The sequence below is a fragment of the Thiomonas sp. FB-6 genome, assembly GCF_000377645.1.
GTDB lineage: Bacteria > Pseudomonadota > Gammaproteobacteria > Burkholderiales > Burkholderiaceae_C > Thiomonas_A.
This window is the reverse complement of the sequence record NZ_KB898505.1, coordinates 1-18,129: the sequence shown is the minus strand read 5'-3', so window position 1 is coordinate 18,129 and position 18,129 is coordinate 1. Positions and strand designations below refer to the sequence as shown.

17 protein-coding genes are annotated in these 18,129 nt (G+C 68.5%); 10 read left to right on the top strand and 7 right to left on the bottom strand.

The features are described from left to right. Positions 1–13 precede the first annotated feature (13 nt). Genes D466_RS0117015 through tcuA form a run of 6 tightly spaced genes read right to left on the bottom strand, consistent with a single transcriptional unit; the run spans position 14 to position 8,713 of the window. On the bottom strand, positions 14–1,288 hold the full coding sequence (locus D466_RS0117015) for an ABC transporter substrate-binding protein (protein WP_018914904.1): 1,275 nt from the start codon (positions 1,286–1,288) through the stop codon (positions 14–16). Between the two features lie 49 nt (positions 1,289–1,337). Then, positions 1,338–2,858 carry an FAD-dependent oxidoreductase gene (locus D466_RS22160; protein ID WP_051083777.1) on the bottom strand — a complete coding sequence of 507 codons (1,521 nt, stop codon included), beginning with the start codon at positions 2,856–2,858 and terminating at the stop codon, positions 1,338–1,340. Positions 2,859–2,881: 23 nt separating this feature from the next. Beyond that, entirely contained in the window at positions 2,882–4,672 is a 1,791-nt protein-coding gene (locus D466_RS0117005) for a thiamine pyrophosphate-binding protein (RefSeq protein WP_018914902.1), read from the bottom strand. A 12-nt stretch (positions 4,673–4,684) separates the two neighbouring features. After that, positions 4,685–6,109, bottom strand: coding sequence for an aldehyde dehydrogenase family protein (locus tag D466_RS0117000; RefSeq protein ID WP_018914901.1), 1,425 nt, complete (start codon positions 6,107–6,109; stop codon positions 4,685–4,687). A gap of 42 nt (positions 6,110–6,151) precedes the next feature. Continuing rightward, on the bottom strand, positions 6,152–7,303 hold the full coding sequence (gene tcuB, locus D466_RS0116995; RefSeq protein ID WP_018914900.1) for a tricarballylate utilization 4Fe-4S protein TcuB: 1,152 nt from the start codon (positions 7,301–7,303) through the stop codon (positions 6,152–6,154). Between the two features lie 3 nt (positions 7,304–7,306). Next, positions 7,307–8,713 (bottom strand): FAD-dependent tricarballylate dehydrogenase TcuA, encoded by a 1,407-nt coding sequence (gene tcuA / locus D466_RS0116990; protein WP_026285410.1) that lies wholly within the window; start codon positions 8,711–8,713, stop codon positions 7,307–7,309. A gap of 216 nt (positions 8,714–8,929) precedes the next feature. Here tcuA and D466_RS0116985 point away from each other — a divergent pair, with 216 nt between their 5' ends. From D466_RS0116985 to D466_RS0116960, 6 genes are all read left to right on the top strand, one after another. Continuing rightward, complete coding sequence (locus D466_RS0116985) at positions 8,930–9,913, top strand: LysR substrate-binding domain-containing protein (protein ID WP_038166664.1); 984 nt, start codon at positions 8,930–8,932, stop codon at positions 9,911–9,913. A gap of 58 nt (positions 9,914–9,971) precedes the next feature. Further along, positions 9,972–10,766 (top strand): class III extradiol ring-cleavage dioxygenase, encoded by a 795-nt coding sequence (locus tag D466_RS0116980; RefSeq protein ID WP_018914897.1) that lies wholly within the window; start codon positions 9,972–9,974, stop codon positions 10,764–10,766. Positions 10,767–10,887: 121 nt separating this feature from the next. Continuing rightward, positions 10,888–11,121: a hypothetical protein gene (locus D466_RS0116975; RefSeq protein ID WP_018914896.1), complete on the top strand. Its 234-nt coding sequence runs from the start codon at positions 10,888–10,890 to the stop codon at positions 11,119–11,121. A gap of 24 nt (positions 11,122–11,145) precedes the next feature. Continuing rightward, the gene (locus D466_RS0116970) at positions 11,146–11,979 is read left to right on the top strand and encodes a shikimate dehydrogenase (protein WP_018914895.1); all 834 of its coding nucleotides are present in this window, start codon (positions 11,146–11,148) and stop codon (positions 11,977–11,979) included. A 139-nt stretch (positions 11,980–12,118) separates the two neighbouring features. Continuing rightward, positions 12,119–12,538 (top strand): heme-binding protein, encoded by a 420-nt coding sequence (locus tag D466_RS0116965; protein ID WP_018914894.1) that lies wholly within the window; start codon positions 12,119–12,121, stop codon positions 12,536–12,538. 26 nt (positions 12,539–12,564) lie between these two features. Continuing rightward, entirely contained in the window at positions 12,565–13,494 is a 930-nt protein-coding gene (locus D466_RS0116960; RefSeq protein ID WP_018914893.1) for a LysR family transcriptional regulator, read from the top strand. 90 nt (positions 13,495–13,584) lie between these two features. Here the strand turns inward: D466_RS0116960 and D466_RS0116955 are convergent, their stop codons facing one another. Beyond that, the gene (locus D466_RS0116955; protein ID WP_018914892.1) at positions 13,585–14,718 is read right to left on the bottom strand and encodes an ABC transporter substrate-binding protein; all 1,134 of its coding nucleotides are present in this window, start codon (positions 14,716–14,718) and stop codon (positions 13,585–13,587) included. Between the two features lie 2 nt (positions 14,719–14,720). Here D466_RS0116955 and D466_RS24170 point away from each other — a divergent pair, with 2 nt between their 5' ends. The 4 genes from D466_RS24170 (at position 14,721) to D466_RS0116940 (ending at position 18,123) form a co-directional block, all read left to right on the top strand. Then, positions 14,721–14,882, top strand: coding sequence for a hypothetical protein (locus D466_RS24170; protein ID WP_156004409.1), 162 nt, complete (start codon positions 14,721–14,723; stop codon positions 14,880–14,882). A gap of 306 nt (positions 14,883–15,188) precedes the next feature. Next, a complete protein-coding gene (locus tag D466_RS0116950; protein WP_018914565.1) occupies positions 15,189–16,310 on the top strand; it encodes a Re/Si-specific NAD(P)(+) transhydrogenase subunit alpha in 1,122 nt (373 codons plus the stop codon). Between the two features lie 26 nt (positions 16,311–16,336). Next, complete coding sequence (locus D466_RS0116945; protein WP_018914566.1) at positions 16,337–16,651, top strand: NAD(P) transhydrogenase subunit alpha; 315 nt, start codon at positions 16,337–16,339, stop codon at positions 16,649–16,651. 32 nt (positions 16,652–16,683) lie between these two features. Further along, a complete protein-coding gene (locus tag D466_RS0116940; protein WP_018914567.1) occupies positions 16,684–18,123 on the top strand; it encodes an NAD(P)(+) transhydrogenase (Re/Si-specific) subunit beta in 1,440 nt (479 codons plus the stop codon). The last annotated feature ends 6 nt before the right edge of the window (positions 18,124–18,129 follow it).

The following is an 18,129-nucleotide window of genomic DNA, read 5'->3' as shown; positions in this document are numbered from 1 at the left end:
GCCTGCGCGGGGCTCAGAGCGGACCCATGTGGCAGCCGACCTGCGCCGGCGTGCCGTAGGCGGCATCCGCGGCCTGAAGCGACTTCGGCGCGCGCTGCAGCACGTCGAAGTAGTCGTACTTGCCGGTGATGTGCGACTTGACGCGGAAGATGACCGCCTGGTGGATCATCTGGTGGTCCCAGGGCCGGAAGTACGCACCGTTGCCGGCGCCGTTGTCATCCTTCCAGTGCTCCAGCGCAGCCACGATCGCCGCCGGCGAGGTCGACCCCGCGGACTGGATGGACTGCAGCAGAGCCATGGTGCTGATCCAGCCCTGCCAGGCCTTGTCGGTGGGGGGCGTCTTGTACTTGGCGATGAAAGCCTTGACGAACTCCCTGGACTGCGCCGAATTGTTCGGATCCTTGTAGTACCAGGGGTTGACATAGATGCCCGTTGCGGCCTGGGGCCCCACGTCCCAGAAGTCGCTGTCGCTGACGGCAACGGCCGTATAGGGAATCGAGCTCTTCATGCCCATGGCCGACCACTGCTTCAGGAAATTCGACAGGTCGCCGCCGACCAGGCCGCCGAATACCAGCGAGGGCTGCGCTTGACGGACCTTCAGGATGTAGGAGGTGTAGTCCGCGGTATTGAAGGGCACCTGATCGCTGCCGACCTCGGTGGCGCCCAGTTCCTTCATCTTGGCGCGAGCCGCCTTGACAATGTCCTGGCCGAAGGCGTAGGAGGGGGTCAGGAAGTACCACTTGTCGCCCAGGGTCTTCAGGTAAGGCAGCAGCATGTCCACCTGCACCGGCACGGAGGGCTGGGTGCGGAAGGTGTAGCGGTTGCAGGTGTTGCCGGTGATCGAGGCCACCGCCGCATTGGTCGCGATGTAGGGAACCTTGTCCCGCGCGGCCACCGCGGCCATGCCGATGGCGTTGGAGCTGATGGTCCCGCCCATGAATGCCACGACCTTGTACTGCTGGATCAGTTTCTGGGTGTTCTGCACCGCGTCCTGGGGCGTCTGCTCGTCCAGCCAGATCAGCTTGACGGGACGGCCCAGCACCTTGCCGCCGGCCTGCGCCAGCGCCAGCTCGCTGCCTTCGACCAGATTCTTCGCCAGGATCGCGGCGGGGCCTTCCTTGGCGTAGATCATGCCGATGTGGATGACCGAGGCATCCTGAGCGTTCGCCAGCCCCGGCAGCGCTGCCGCGCCCGCGCAGGCGCAGGCGCAGGCCGCGTGAATGAGTCTGCGCACCGCCGGCAGCCGCCCGATGACGGGGACGAATCGAATTCCGCTTGCTTGGTTCATGTTGTCTCCTCTTGGAATCGTTGTATGCATGGGGGACCGAGGGTCCCCGTCAACCGTCTTCGGCGAGCGAATGCCCGGCGCCGCCCGCCGTCCCCCCCGCGGCGAGCGCCGCGTTGCGTCCGGCACGCCGGCCGGACACGAAAGCCCAGGCGAGATGGTGGCCGTGCCCCTTGAGCAACAGCCCCCCCTGCCCGACCGAACCGGCGGCGTACAGGCCCGCGAGCGGCCGGCCCTGCCGATCCAGGACACGATGCGCCTCATCCACCGCGAGACCGCCCTCGCTGTGCACGAACACGGGCCGCACCGGCCCCAGCGCGACGAAGCCCGCGCCGCGGGCGCGCTCACCCAGGGCGGCCTCCAGCGCGGTGACCGACATGCCGCACGCGGCGGCAAGCCCCCCGACCGAATCCGCCTCGAAATGGATGCGCGGCCGGATGCGTGCGTAGTCGTCCAGGTAGGCGTAGGCGATCCCGGGCGCGGTGGAAACGGAATGAGGCGGAGCGCGGAACCGCTGCGCCGTGGGCCAGTCCATCACGATGAATCCGCTGCCAGGCTCGCGCGCCGCCAGGGCTTCCGCGAGCTGCGCCGGCGGGGCCGAGACCGCTTGTCCGCGCGCATCCACCAACAGCGCACCGAGCTCGAACAACTGCAGGCTCGGCGCCAGAGCGGTCGCGATGAAGCGCACGATGAACGGGCGCAGCCAGGCGGCGGGGAGCTTGCGCATCGCGCCTGCCATGGCTGCGGCCAGCAGCGGCGACGGCGGCAGCCGATGCACCCACGATCCGCCGTCCGGAGGCGCGAAGCGCAGTTCAGGCCCCAGCGCCAGGTCCCCGTTGAGCACGATGGCGCCCAGACTCTCGGCCATGCGCTGGCCGTCGCCGGTGGCCAGCGCGTTCACGCCGGGCACGCGAGCCGCGTCCGCGCCCATGAAGCGCCGCTTGCACTCCGGGCTGTTGGTGAAGTCCCCGCTGGCCAGCACGACCGCGCGGGCCGCCTGCACCACCTGCTCGCGCGCGTCCTGCTCGTAGACCACGCCCGCGACGCGCCCATCCTGCCGCAGCAGCCGCACCGCACGTGCGCGCAGGGCGAAGCGCACGCCCGAGCGCCGCGCGGCGCGGGCCAGGTGGTGCACGAAGGCACGCGAATTCGGCAACACGTTGTGCATGCGCGCGCGCCGGTGCGGGGGCTCGGGAAAGGGGCCGGCGAAACGCACGCCGTGGGCTTCCAGCCATGAGAAGGTCGCGGGGATCTCCTCGCACAACACGCGCGCCAGAGCCCGGTTGTCGCGCTCGAGCAGCGGGCCGTCGAAACCTGCCATGTCCTCCCAGTGCGCAACCGGGTCGTCGTCGATGCCGGCCGCACGCTGCAGCCTGGTGCCGGTACAGGTCACCGAGCCGACGGACAGGGCCGTCGACCCGCCCGGCGCCCCACCCTTCTCGAGCACCCAGACACTCGCGCCGGCAGCCCGGGCCTCGATGGCCGCCGCCAGGCCGGCGCCGCCGGCTCCGACGATCACGACGTCGGCCTGCAGCGGCGCCGGCACCGCCGCCTGTTGTCGGGATTCACCCATGCCCTTCACCCGTGCGGCGCGGGTCAGACCGGCCCGCCGCCGGCCAGATGGCGCGCGCCGTACACCGGCTCCCGATAGGGAATCGGCGGCAGCTGCCAGGTGCCGGTGGAAGGCGGCCGGATGTCGCCATCCACGAACACGTCGATCACGCAGGGCCGGCGCAGGGCCAGCGCACGCTCGATGGCCGGGCCGAGATCGGCCAGACGTTGCACCGTCATGCCCTCGGCGCCGCAGGCACGCGCCCAGGCAGCGAAGTCCGGGTTGTAGCGCTCGCCGGTGTCCCCGTGGTAGAAGGCGGTACCGATCTCGCGCCCTTCGAACAGCCCGTACTGCAGGTCACGGATCGCACCCCAGGCGAAGTTGTTCCAGACCACCCACACGCAGGGCAGCTGGTACTCCACCGCGGTGGCCACCACGTACGGCGTCATCGTGAACCCGCCGTCCCCGACCACGGCGACGCACGGCCGCTCGGGTGCCGCCAACTGGGCGCCGAGCACCCCGCAGACGCCGAATCCCATGGAGGAATAGCCCCAGCTGTTGAGCATGCTCTGCGCCCGCGCAGGCTTCCAGAACTGCATGAACCAGTTGTGGTGCACGCCTGAGTCCAGGCACAGCACCACGTCCTCGGGAAGAACCTTCTGGGCAGTCGCGACCACGCTCATGGGGTGCAGCGGCTGCGCCGAAGCTTCACGGGACGGCGCCACGTAGGCTTCCCACTGCGCGCTCCATCCCGCCACCTGCTCGCGCCAGGCCGCATAGGGCGTGGCGTCCAGCCCGTCCTCGGCATGCAGCCGCCGCAGCAGCTGGCGCGCGAAGGTTCGCGCATCGGCGATCAGGCCTAGCGTCGGCGGGTAATTGCGTCCGAGCTCCTGCGGATCGATGTCCACGTGTACCAGCCTGGTCGCCGGGAAATTCCAGGAATAGCCGGGGATCCAGCTCGACGAAGAACGGTCATCGAAGCGCGCCCCGATGGCCAGCACCAGGTCGGCCTGGCGCCCCGCCTCGTTGGCGGGATAGGTACCGTTGCGGCCGATGAAGCCCAGGGTCAGCGGATCCCCGGAGGGTACGCAGCCCATGCCGTTCGGCGAGGTGATCACCGGGATGCCCAGGCGCTGCTGCAGCGCGGCCAGGTCCTCGCCGGCCTCCGAAAGGGTCGCGCCGTGCCCGATGAACATCACCGGACGGCGCGCCTGGCGCAGCAGTTCCACCACCTGCGCGAGGTCCTCGTCCGACGCACCGGGGCGATGGCTCCCGTTGCGCTGCCCCGCCTGGGTTCGCAGCTCGGCCTGTTCCTGGAACAGGTTGTAGGGAACATCGATGTTCACCGGACCGGGGCGCCCGATCAGCATGGTGTCGAAGGCCTGGCGCATCGCCAGCGGCAGCATCTCCACGCGCGAAGGCTGGAAGGCGCGCTTGACCACCGGCTTGAGCACACTGGAGAAATCGGCCTGGTTGTGCGCGTACAGCTCCTGGAAGGGCGCGCGGTTCTGCTGCGTGCTGGGCACGTTGGCGGTGATCGCCAGGAAGGCCGAGGAGTCGGACAGCGCGGTGGCAAGCGGCATCACGATGTTGGCGCTGCCGGGGCCGGTGGATGTCAAGGTTGCCACGGGCTCATGACGCACGCGGAAGTAGGCGTCCGCCATGTGGCCCGCGCACTGCTCGTGGCGCGGCGAGATCAGCCGGATGCGGTCGCGCTGCTCGTGCAAGGCATCGAGGATGCCCACGTTTCCGTGCCCGCACACGCCGAACACGTAGGGCACGCCCTCGTCCACGAGGTGCTGGGTGATCAATTGCCCGCCATTCATCGTCGGCATCGGAGTTTCCTTTCAATTGCGGGAGGAACGCATGGTCACCAGGCGCTGCTCGGTCAATTCCATCACGGCGTAACGCGGTCCCTCGTGTCCGAAGCCGCTGTCCTTGACACCCCCGTACGGCATCAGGTCCACCCTGGAGCTGGAGGTCTCGTTGATGTGCAGCCCGCCCACGTCAAGTCGCTCCATGGCCTCGAACACGTGGTCCAGGTCGTTGGTGAAATAGCCGCTGGCCAGGCCGTAGGGCGTGGAATTGACCGTCGCGCAAGCCTGCTCCACGCTGGCAAAGGGCAGGATGGACATCACCGGCCCGAACATCTCGGCGCAGCGCACTTCGGCTCGCTCAGGAACGTCGGCCAGCAGGGTGGGAGCCAGCACGGCGCGCTCCCGCGCACCGCCGGCCAGCCTGCGCGCCCCGGCATCCAGGGCGGCTTCGATGCGCGCCTGCAGCCGGGCGGCCGCGGTCTCGCTGATCATCGGCCCGACCACGGTGCGCGGATCGCGCGGGTCTCCATGGGGCAAGGCGGCGACCCGCGCCGCGAGCTCCCCCGACACCGCGTCGGCGATGCTCTCGTGCACCAGCAGCACCTGAATGGACGTGCACACCTGGCCCGCCTTGCGATAGGCCGCGTTGACCACCTTGGGCAACACGCGCCGGCTGTCGATGTCGGCATCGAGCAGGGTGAAGGCGATGCTGCCCAGTTCCATCTGCGTGCGCCGCAGCCCTGTCTTGCTCAGGATCGCCTTGCCCACCTCGGTGCTCCCGGTGAAGGCATAGAAGCGCACGGTCTGCTCCTGCAGCAAGGCGTCGGCTACTTCCGCGCCCCCGTGGACCACGGCGATGTGCCCTGCCGGGAACCCCGCGTCCAGCAGCGCCTGGGCCATCATGTTGGCGGGCGTGGGCACGTGTGGCGAGGGCTTGAGCACCACGGTGTTGCCGGCCGCCAGAGCCGGCGCGACCTTGTGCGCCACGGTGTTCAGCGGCGAATTGAATGGGGTGATGGCGCACACCACGCCCAGGGGCACGCGCCGGGTGAAGCCTATGCGCCCCTCCTGGCCCGGGGCGCTGGCGATGGGAATCACCTCTCCGGTGATGCGCAGGCCCTCCTGGGCCGCCAGCTTGAAGGTCTGCAGGCAGCGCCGCAGCTCGCCCTGCGCGTCGGCCTCGGGAAAGCCGGCCTCGCGCTGCATGGCCTGCACCAGCTCGGCACCTCGCTGCTCCAGCCGGACGGCTGCCCGCTCGAGCAGTTCCGCACGCTCGCTTGCGCCGAGGCGCCGGGCGCGAAAGGAGTCCTGCGCGGCGGCCACGGCCTGCGCCACCTGGGCACGCGAAGCGCACTGCAGTTGCGCGCACACTTCCAGCGTGTACTTGTCGGTGACGGGGATGGTGTGCTCGCCGTCGAGCCATCGGCCGTCGATGAGATTGGGGATCGTGTTCATGGTCGTGTCGTCGTGTCGGAGCCGCCAGCCAGCGCGGACGCTTCAATCCCCGCCCAGCGCCGGCCCCGGGGCGCGGCGGCGCTCGAGCGCGTCGCGGAACAGGGACAGCACGCGGTACCCGGCATGCACGAACTTGCCGTAGGGCAGGCTCAGGAACAGGGCCGCGACGATTCCCAGGTGGAGGCACAACAGCGGCGCCATCGCCGGCGTGGAGCGCGCACCCAGCAGGATCAGCCCGCTGGCGCTGGTCGCCAGCAGCAGGGCCAGGAAGCACAGGTCCATCGGCCGCTGCGCGGGGTCGCCCTGCTGGGGGTTGCGCAAAAGACGCAGGCGCAGCAGGCCGCCCGCCCCTGCGAGTTGCATCACACCCCCGGAGAACCCCAGCCCGACCGGAAGGCTGTTCCAGGCGTAGGGCGCAGCGCGCCCCAGCCCGTAGGCCTCGAAGGTCGCCACGCAGGTCGCCGCGAAGCACATGGCGAAGCCATAGGCCAGCAGATGGTGCAGCAGCCGGCGCGCGCCGGAGGGCTCATCGTCGGTGTCGTGGCAGCCGCCACCGCCTCCGTCCAGGTAGCGCAGGCTGAGCGCGTCGGCCGCCGCGCTTGCGGCCGCCGGCGCCCCCTGCCCCGCCGGAATCCGCCCGCCGATGAAGCGCCAGTAGGCGCGCAGGCCCATGCCCATGCTGAGCAGGATCCACAGCGCCAGCACCCCGAACAGCGCGGCCAGCCAGTCGTGCGGAACCACAGCGTAGAAGTCCGCGCTGCCCGCGGCCGGCCAGCCGCCGTGCAGCGTGCCCAGCAACAGGAACACACCCAGTCCTAAGGAGAGTGCGGCGAAAGTCCACGGCGCCTGCCTGCGCAACAAGCCGGCCCACGCCGCCGGCCAGGCGAAGTGTTCGTAGCTGTGCCCGCGAAGCCGCGCCAGCGACCGCGGCACGTTGACCTCGAAGGGGTGCGGGCTCGCGTACTGGCAGGCGTACAGGCACGCGCCGCAGTTGTGGCACAGGTTGGCCAGGTGCTGCAGGTCGCCGGAGCTGAAATCCAGGCGCCGCTCGATGGCCGGGAACACGGCGCAGAAGCCCTCGCAATAGCGGCAGGCATTGCAGATGTCGACCACCCGCCGGGTCTCCTGTTGCGCGTCGGCAAGCGGAAGCTGCGGGGTAGCGGGCTGGATGTCGATGCGAATCGGTGCGTTCATGTCTCAGGAATTCCGCATGCCCACGGCGCGTCGCGCGGCCAGGGCCTGTTGCGCCGCGGCGCTGCCGGCGATGCGCCCGAACACAGTCCCGATGGTCATGCCGATGCCCGCCAGGTAGCCCTTGCCCAGAATGTTTCCGGCCATCATCTCGCCCGCGCAGAACACATTGCCGGCCGGCGCGTGCTCGAACTGGACTCGCGCCGACGCGTCGACCTTCACACCCAGATAGGTGAAGGTGATTCCCGGGCACAGCGGGTAGGCGTAATAGGGGGGCGTATCCAGCGCGACGGCCCAGTGAGACTTCGGGGGCACGAGCCCTTCGGTGCGGCAATCGTCGAGCACGGTGTGGTCGAAGCGCCCCGGACACACGCTGGCGTTGAAGCCGTCGACGGTGCCCTGCAGGGCCTGCGGGTCCAGACCCAGCAAGCCGGCAAGCTCGTGCACGCTGGACGCGCTCAACGGAGGGAAGACAGGCGGGATGAAGCGCCCGATCGCCTTGGCGTCGACGATCGAATAGGCGATCTGGTCGGGCTCGCGCGCCACCAATCTTCCCCAGATCGCATAGCGCTTGGGCCAGAAGTCCTCGCCCTCGTCGTAGAAGCGCTGCGCCATCTTGTTCACGACGATGCCCAGCGAGACAGCATCCACCCGAGTGACGATGCCACCGTCGTATCGCGGTGCACGTGCGTCGATCGCCACCGCGTGGCATTGACTGGGGTCGCCCACGGCAACGGCGCCCGCGTCGATGACCTGGCGCAGCACGGCACCCTGGTTGAACGCGCTGCCGCGGATGCGGAAATTGCCCGCGGCATCTCCCCACGCATCCCGGAGCCAGTGCAGGTTGGACTCGAAGCCGCCCGCCGCCAGCACGACGCTGCGTGCCAGCTGGCGTTCGACGCGTCCTCCGACTTCCACGGTCGCCGCCTCGAATCGCCCGCCCCCGATGTGCAGCTCGTCGACCCGTGCCGTGTATCGGATGCGCACGCCGAGCTCGCGGGCGCGGCGGTAGTAGGTGTTGAGCAGGGCCTTGCCGCCGCCCAGGAAAAAGGCGTTGGTGCGCGAGAGCTGCAGGGTTCCGGTCAGCGAGGCCTGGAAGCGCACGCCCTGGCGCGTCATCCACGGCAGGGCCTGCGCGGAGCCGCGGATGGCCATGCGCGCCAGGTCTTCGTCGGTCTGCCCGCCGGTGACGCGCAGCAGGTCCTCCCAGTACTCGTCCTCGCCGTAGGCCTCGGTCAATGTCAGCGTGGGCGCACCGTGCATGCAACGCAGATTGCGGGTATGGGCGCTGTTGCCTCCACGCAATTCCTGCGGCGCCGCCTCCAGCAGCAGCACGGACGCACCCTGCTCGCGAGCGCTGATGGCGGCGCACAGCGCGGCGTTACCTCCGCCGATGACCAGCACGTCGGGAATTTCCTGCGAGTCCGCGAATGCCGGAGACTTCGCCGACGCTGCGGCCTGGTGATGCGTGGAGCTGACTTGCATGGTGTGGCGCAGCGTACGGATCGCGCAGCCATTCGCACAAATACTTTCGACCGATACTGGCTATAGGAGCGGCCTATTGCTAAGCTGCGCCGCTCGGCCGCGCACGCCCATCTCCAGGGCGGCGGCGAGCCCCGGGGACCCTCGATGGAAATGCGTCAGTTGCGCTATTTCGTGCAGATCGTCGAAAGCGGCAGCCTCGCGAAGGCCTCGCAGACGCTGTATGTGTCGCAGCCCAGCCTGAGCCAGCAACTGGCCAAGCTGGAGGACGAGATCGGGCGCAAGCTGCTCAACCGCACCGCGCGCGGCGTGTGGCCGACCTCGCACGGGCAGGCGCTGTACAACCATGCCATCTTCCTGCTGCGCCAGTTCAACCAGACCAAGGCGATCGCGCGCCAGGAAGTCTCGCAACTCACCGGGCAGGTCTGCGTCGGGCTGGCGCCCACCACCCTGGGAGCCCTCGGTCTGCCCTTGCTCGAACGAATTCGCGGCACCCACCCGGGCATCCTGCTCAACATCATCGAGGGCATGAGCGGACACCTCGAGCAGCTGGCCCGCGCCGGGCAGTTCGACATCGCGGTGCTGTTCCGCAAGCTGCCGGCGATCGAACTGGTGTCCGAGCCGTTGCTGGACGAGCAGTTGTTCGTGATCGCATCGGCCGGCTGCTGCTCGCGCATCCCCTCACACGTGCAGGCCCTGAGCCTGCGCGAGGTAGCCGAGCTGCCGCTGATCCTGCCCACGGCTGCGCATGGCCTGCGCAGGCGCCTGGCCATGGAATTCGAGCATGGCGGCGTGCCCCTGCAGCCGGTGGCGGAGATCGATTCGCTGTCGCTGCTCATGAACTGCGTGGAGCGCGACATCGGCCTGAGCATCCAGCCGGTGTCGGCACTGTTCGCGCGCCCCGCGAGCAGCCACGGTTGGCGCTGCGTGGAGATCTCCGACCATCCGATCGTGCGCAAGAACTACCTCTACGCGCAACCCCCGGACAAGCTCTCGCCGGCCGCCCACGCGGTGCGCGAGCATTTGCGCGAACTGGTGCGCGGCCTGGCCGCCGAGGGAACCTGGCGCGGCATCGTGCTGCACGAGGACCCCGACATGCTGGAAGACTCCGTCCTACCGGGCTTCGGCTAGCTCGCACGCCGGCGCACCTGCCAGTAGACTGCGCGCACTTTGTTTCCGGGAGCCCGTGATGAGCGCCGCGCGCATGCCTTCGCTGTACCTTCCCCACGGCGGCGGTCCGTCGTTCTTCATGAGCGGCCCGCGCAAGCAGCGCTACCAGGCAACCGAGGATTTTCTGCGCGGCGTGCACACCCTGCTCGCAACGCCTCCGCGGGCCATCCTGCAGGTGAGTGCGCACTGGGAGACCGAAGTGCCGGCCTTCACGGGAGGCGCGCGTCCTGGACTGATCTACGACTACAGCGGCTTCCCGCCCGAGACCTACCGGCTTCGGTACGACGCCCCGGGCGCGCCGGCGCTGGCGCAACGCGCCTGCGCGCTGCTGAGCGAGGCAGGCCACGCCGCGCGCGTGGACCCCGAGCGCGGCTGGGACCACGGCGTGTTCATTCCGCTCAAGGTGATGTTTCCCGAGGCCGATATTCCTGTGGTGGCCATGTCCCTGCAGCGCGGTCTGGAACCCGGCCTGCACTGCGATTTCGGGCGGGCGCTGCGCCCGTTGCGCGACGAAGGCGTCCTCGTGATCGGAGCCGGCATGAGCTATCACAACCTGATGCACTTCGAGGCCCACGCCGCCGATTCCTTCGCCTTTCATGACTGGCTGGACGAAGCCCTCGCCGGCGGCCAGGAACAGCGCCGCGCACGCCTGTCGCTCTGGCACGATGCACCGGGCGGCAGGGCCTCGCATCCCCGCGAGGAGCATCTGCTGCCGCTCATGGTGGCCAGCGGCGCGGGCTCGGAGTCCGGCGCGCGCCGTCTGTGGAGGGGCCGCGTCGGCCCCACCTGCCTGGGCGCGTGGGCCTTCGACTAAAAGCTGCGCGCATACCGGACGCTTGTGCGCGTTCTGCGCGCACCGGCTGCGTGGAGTCGCTGGGAGCGCAGGCCCCGCCTGCGTAGCATCACCGAACTTCCAGGTTCAGAGGTTCCATCCCATGCGTGAATCGCGCCATGCCAGACTGGCCGCCAGCCCGCCCGAGCCGCTGGTGCTCGACGGATTGACCGACCTCGCGCGGCCGCCGCACGCGGCGCTGGAGCCCCTGGGCACGCGGCCTGCGTCGAGCGGGGCGACGGGATGGCGCCTGCACGCCGCCTCGCTGCTCGGCTGGCTGAGCCGCGGCCTTGCAAGGCTGCGCGCGCTGCCTCCGGGCATCGCCAGCCCGCGTTGATGGCCCACCGATAGCGAGACTGCCTTGATTGACGGCAAGACCCAACTGATCGCACACATCGGCCACCCCACGGAATCGTTCCGCGCGCCGATGCTCTACAACCCCTGGTTCGCCCGCAAGGGCATCCCGGCTGTCGTCGTCCCCATGGGCGTGCGGCCGGAACATTTCGACGCCGGCTTCGACGCGATCATGCGTCTTTCCAATCTGCGCGGCGCCCTTGTCACCATGCCCTTCAAGGCGGCGGCGATGCAGCGAGTGGACACGCATTCGCTCGGGGCCCGCATCGCCGGCGCCTGCAATGCGGTGGTGCGCCTGCCCGACGGACAACTTGCCGCGGACCAATTCGACGGCATCGGATTCGTGCGCGCGCTGCAGCGCAAGGGCTTGAAGCTGCCGGGTCTGCGCGCGCTGGTGTCGGGCTGCGGCGGCGTCGGCTCGGCGATCGCCGCCAGCCTCGCGCAAGCCGGCGTGGACGAACTGCAGTTGTTCGACATCGACACCGAAGGCCGCGACCGTCTGGCGGGGCGGCTGCGCGAGCATTTCCCGCAACTGCGTCTGCGCCTGGGGACGAACGATCCCGATGGATTCGATCTGGTCTGCAACGCGACCCCGCTGGGCATGCGTGACGAGGATCCGCTGGCCTTCGACCCCAGCCGACTCGCGCCGACCAGTCTGGTCGCGGACGTGGTCATGAAGCGCGAGATCACCCCGCTGCTTGCCGCGGCGCGCGAACGAGGTTGCCCGATCCAGACCGGCCTGGACATGCTGTTCGAGATGATCCCCGCCTACCTCGAATTCTTCGGCTTTCCAAGCGCGAGTTCCGATGAGATCCGGGAGACCGCGCAACTTCGCTATTGAGGTTTTTCTCCAGGGCAGACAGACGACCTGCCGTTTCGTGTGGCCCGGGAACGGATCCCGGGCCACACTCTTTCCTCTTGCATGACCCGGCATCCGCGGAGCACGCGGCAGGTCGGGCCCCTGATCGAAAGGAAGCACGATGCCCATTCTGGAATACGGAACCCCGATCACCCTCGCCGAAGCGCGGCGGGTCGCCGACGCGGCCTTCGCCGAGGCCCAGCGCAATGAATGGGCCATGGTCATCGCGGTGTACGACAGCACGGGACACCCGGTTGTGCTGCACAAGATGGACCACGCCCAGTACGCCAGCCTGGACCTGGCGCAGGCCAAGGCCAGGACGGCCACCCACTTCAAGCGCCCGACCAAGGTCTTCGAGGAAGCCATCACCCAGGGCGGCATGGCGCTGCGCTTGCTGTCCGCCACCGGCATCTGCCTGTTCGAGGGCGGCCTGCCCTTGCTGCGCGACGGCAAGCTGGTCGGGGGCATCGGGGTGTCGGGCGCCACGTCGGAGCAGGACACCCAGGTCGCGCAGGCCGGTGCCCGCGCGCTCGAGGCCTGAGCCCCAGCCGACGAGCGAAACCCGCCATGTCCTTGAAGCTCCATGCCCTGCAAGCCTTCGTGGCCGCCATCGAGGACGGCAGCCTGCGCAGCGCCGGCAAGCGCCTGGGCTATTCGCAGCCGGCGCTGACCAAGATGATCAAGGATCTGGAATTCGAACTGGCCGCTCCGCTTCTGGTGCGCAACGCACGCGGAGTGATCCCCACCGAGCAGGGACGCCTGCTGCTCGAACATGCGCGGCGCGTGCACACCGAGATCGTGCAGGCGCGACAGCAGATCGCCCAGCTCGGCGGCGTCATGCGCGGAGAGCTCCGCATCAGTGCCTGCGCGGCTGGACTGTCGCGCCTGGTCCCGCAGGCATTGCGCAGTTTCGCGGCCGAGTTCCCCGGCATCCGCCTGCGCATCACCGAAGCCTGCTTCCTGGAACAGCTGGAGGCGCTGCGCAGCGGTGACGCCGACATCGCCGTCGCGAGTCTTCCCGCGCAACTGGGCGACGGCGAATTCCAGGCGCACCGCCTGATGAGCTCGGGCATGGCCGTCGTGGCGCGCCGCGGCGGCGCCCATACCCGCGCCTGCGGCTTGGGTGAACTCGTGGACGCCAACTGGGTCCATCTGGGCGCGGCGGGAGACGGCGGCTGCGCCAGGAAGCTGTACGAGGCCGCCGGAATCCACGCCGAGCCGCCGGATGTCGCGGTGAATTCGAGTCTGGCCCTGCTGAGCCTGGTGCTGCACGCGGGTTACGTGGGACTGGTTCCCGCCGAATTGCTGGGGCAGGCCCTCGCCGACGGCACCGTGCAGGCCCTCGCGCTGGATCTCCCGGAACTTTCGGTGAGAATCGGCGCCGTGCTCAGGGCCGACGCGATGAAGGCGCCGTCGATCCGATGTTTCATGGCCCACCTGCAGCGCGCCGCGCATTTGTTTTCCGTGGACGAAAGCCTGCACCTTCACGCAGCCTGAAACTGTTCCATCTCGATTTCATAATCATTCGTGAAAACGGCCGCCGGGGTAACCCGGCGGCCGCTTCAAGGCATTTCCAGGGCCTTTACATCAACCCTTCGCAGCCGAGGCCGGAAATTCCTTCACAACAATCTGCTTGCCATTCTCGACCTTGACGATATAGCTCTTGCGCAGAATATTCCCATTCGGCTCGTAGCTCAGGTCCAGCAGCACGCCGGGATCCTGCTTGACGTTCAGCTTGGCCTTGTGCAATTCGTCGGCCAGCGCTTGCGAATCGAATTTCCCGAGCTTCTTGGTCGCGGCAACCACGGTCTGCACCGCGATATAACCCTTGAAGCTGTTCTGATCGGGTACCTCGTTGTAGGCGCTCTCGTAGTCGGAGATGAATTTCTGCATCAGCGGCGACTTGTCCGCCGTGGTCAGGCCGACCTGGCAGTACACGCCGTCGGCAGCCGTCTTGGCCAGTTCGATCACCGAGGGGTTGGCCAGCGAGGACTGTCCGACGATCGGCTTGTCGAATCCGAACTTGCGCACCTGCACCAGGAAACGCGCGTCGCCGCCCTCGTTGAGGTACAGGAACAGGGCATCGGGCTTGGAGTTCTTCACCTTCAGGATGGAACTGGTGAAGTCCACCTGCCCCTGCTCCACGGGGATGTCGGTGACGATGTCGGCGCCGAGTTTCTTCAGGTTGTCGCGGATGCTGTCTCGGCCATCCTTGCCGAAGTCGTTGTTCACCCAGACCAGCGCCACCTTCTTCGCGTGCAGGTCATGCACCATGAACTGCGCCACCGAAGGCATCGACTGGGCCTGGTCCAGCGAGGTCCGGAAGATGTAGGGGTTGTGCTGCTGGGTGATGTTGTTCGCCTCGGCGCCGACCAGGTCGGGAATCCGCGCGATCTGCGCCTGCTTCTCGGCGATGATCACCGAACCGGAGAAGCCGGGGCCCAGCACCACGTAGGCCTTGTCGTCGGCCGCCTTGCGGATCAGCGCGCTGGCCACGCCCGGGTTGCTCTGCGTGTCGTAGCTCTGCAGATCGATGGTCTTGCCGAGCAGGCCGCCGGCGGCGTTGACTTCCTTGACGGCCATCTTCGCGCCGCGATCGAAATTGCCCCCCGAGATCGCTCCGGCGCCGGACAGTTCCACGACGGCGTCGAACCTCACCGTGCCCGCGGCGTGCGCGCTGGCGGAAAAGACCCCGAACGCCACCGCCAGCGAGGCGGCCAAGGATGAAATTTTCTGATGCTTCACAAGAGTCTCCCAATTTGAAGGAATTTCGCGCTGGTGTCGCGAAATGCAACCGCATCGCGGTGTTTATTCCCCGGGGCATGGCACCCGGCGACGGCACCCGCGTATTTTCCGTGATCGGCCTCCGCCCGCCGATCCGTTGAAACCCCGATTCTCGGTTCTTATCGCTGGAGCCGGAGCGATCACCGATCCAGACGCCCGGGAAGGAGCCTATGCCCATGGCTTATCGCGTTCTATATTTCAGAAGCTTGTCCCCAACACGGGCCGCGGCTAGACTCGCGTTTCTTCCGCAATGGGTCGGCGATATTTTCAACTCGCTCCCGGCGCATGGCGCGGCAACGGGGCCGGTCTTATGCGGAAATCAATATCCCACGGCTTTGCGCGCTGCCTCCCGACGATGACCGCCGGGACGGCGGGCAATCCGTCGCTACCCAGGAGGAGAAAATCCCATGCGCATAGGAGTCGCTGCCGAAATCGTGGCGGGCGAGGCGCGGGTTGCCGCCACCGCGGAAACCGTCAAGAAACTGGTCGGGCAGCAGCACGAGGTGCTGGTGCAGAAGGGGGCGGGGCTGCGCGCCGGGGTGCTGGACGCGGACTACGAGGCGGCCGGCGCGAAGCTGGTGGACGCCGAGGCGGCGCTGGGCGCCGAGCTGGTGCTGAAGGTGCGCCGCCCGCAGGCCGAGGAGCTCGGGCGCATGCGCGCGGGCGCGGCCGTGGTGGGCATGCTCGAGCCCTTCGACGAGGAGGGGCTGCGGGCGATGGCGGCGGCGGGGCTGAGCGCCTTCGCGCTGGAGGCGGCGCCGCGCACGACGCGCGCGCAGAGCCTGGACGTGCTGTCCAGCCAGGCCAACATCGCCGGCTACAAGGCGGTGCTGGTGGCCGCCGACCTGTACCCGCGCTTCATGCCCATGCTGATGACGGCGGCCGGCACGGTCAAGGCGGCGCGCCTGGTGGTGCTGGGGGCGGGCGTGGCCGGGCTGCAGGCCATTGCCACGGCCAAGCGCCTGGGCGCGGTGGTGGAGGCTTCCGACGTGCGCCCGGCGGCGCGCGAGCAGGTGGAGTCGCTGGGGGCGAAGTTCATCGACGTGCCCTTCGAGACCGACGAGGAGCGCGAGATCGCGCAGGGCGTGGGCGGCTACGCGCGGCCGATGCCGCAGTCGTGGCTGGCGCGCCAGGCCGCGCAGGTGGCCGCGCGGGTGCGCCAGGCCGACATCGTGATCAGCACGGCGCTGATCCCGGGGCGGCGCGCGCCCACGCTGGTCAGCGAGGAGATGGTGCGCTCCATGCGTGCCGGCTCGGTGCTGGTGGACATGGCGGCCGCGCAGGGGGGCAACTGCCCGCTGAGCGAGGCCGACCGTGTGGTGCTCAAGCACGGCGTGACCATCGTCGGGCACACCAACCTGCCCTCGATGATGGCCGCCGACGCCTCCAGCCTGTACGCGCGCAACGTGCTGGACTTCCTCAAGCTGGTGCTGGACAAGGACAAGGGGCTGGTGGTGAACCTGGAAGACGACATCGTCAACGCCTGCCTGGTCACCCAGGGCGGCGAGGTCCGCAGGAAGAACTCCTGAGACTCGACGCGAACCGGAGAACGAACATGCATGAGATTTCCCCGCTGGTGATCAACCTGATCATTTTCGTCCTGTCGATTTACGTGGGTTATCACGTGGTATGGACGGTGACGCCGGCGCTGCACACGCCGCTGATGTCGGTGACCAATGCCATCTCGGCCATCATCATCGTGGGGGCCATGCTGGCGGCGGCGCTGACCGTCACGCCGGTGGGGCGCGTCATGGGCATGCTGGCGGTGGCGATGGCCTCGGTCAACGTGTTCGGGGGTTTCCTGGTGACCCGGCGCATGCTGGCGATGTTCAAGAAGAAGGAACGTGCGACGCCCGGCTCGGGCGCCTGAAGCACGACCCCGCATAGTTCCAAGGATTTGTCATGACCCTCAGCATGAATCTGGTCACCCTGTTGTATCTCGTGGCCTCGGTGTTCTTCATTCAGGCTCTCAAGGGCCTTTCGCATCCGAAGAGCAGCCGGCGCGGCAATCTGTTCGGCATGCTCGGCATGGCGCTGGCCGTGCTGACCACGGTGGCGCTGATCGTGAAGATCGGTGGCGAGGCCGGCGCTTCGGGCCTGGTGTACGTGCTGCTCGCGCTGGTGGTGGGCGCGGCCATCGGCTCGGTGATGGCGCAGCGCGTGCAGATGACCAAGATGCCCGAGCTGGTGGCCTTCATGCACAGCATGATCGGCCTGTCGGCGGTGTGCATCGCGATCGCCGAGGTGGCCGAGCCGCATGCCTTCGGCATCGTGCCGTCCGCGGGCATGGCGCTGCCGCACGGCAACCGGGTGGAACTGTTCATCGGGGCCATCGTGGGGGCCATCACCTTCAGCGGCTCGGTGATCGCCTTCGGCAAGCTGTCGGGCAAGTACAAGTTCCGGCTGTTCCAGGGCGCGCCGGTGCGCTTTGCCGGCCAGCATGCGCTGAACCTGGTGCTGGCGCTGGCCACGCTGGGGCTGGGGCTGGCCTTCTGGTACGGCGCGCAGTGGACGCCGTTCCTGCTGATGCTGGCGCTGGCCTTCGTGCTGGGGGTGCTGATCATCATCCCCATCGGCGGGGCCGACATGCCGGTGGTGGTGTCCATGCTCAACAGCTACTCGGGCTGGGCGGCCGCGGGTATCGGCTTCTCGCTGGAAAACAGCATGCTGATCATCGCCGGCAGCCTGGTGGGCTCGAGCGGGGCGATCCTGTCGTACATCATGTGCAAGGCGATGAACCGCTCGTTCTTCAACGTGATCCTGGGCGGCTTCGGAGGCGAGGCGGCGCCCGCCGCGGCGGGCGCGGCCGAGCAGCGCAGCGTGCGCTCGGGCAGCCCGGACGACGCGGCCTTCCTGCTGACCAACGCCGAGAGCGTGATCATCGTGCCGGGCTACGGGCTGGCGGTGGCGCGCGCGCAGCATGCGCTCAAGGAACTGGCGCAAAAGCTGGGCGAGCACGGGGTGAGCGTGAAATACGCCATCCACCCGGTGGCCGGGCGCATGCCGGGGCATATGAACGTGCTGCTGGCCGAGGCCGAGGTGCCCTACGACCAGGTGTTCGAGATGGAGGACATCAACCCCGAGTTCGCGCAGGCCGACGTGGCCGTGGTGCTGGGGGCCAACGACGTGGTGAATCCGGCCGCGCGCACTGATCCCAAATCCCCCATCGCCGGCATGCCCATCCTGGACGCCTTCAAGGCCAAGACGGTCATCGTGAACAAACGCTCCATGGCCACCGGCTATGCCGGGCTGGATAATGATTTGTTCTACCTGGACAAAACCATGATGGTGTTCGGGGATGCCAAGAAGGTCATCGAGGACATCGCCAAGGCCATCGAATAACGGGAC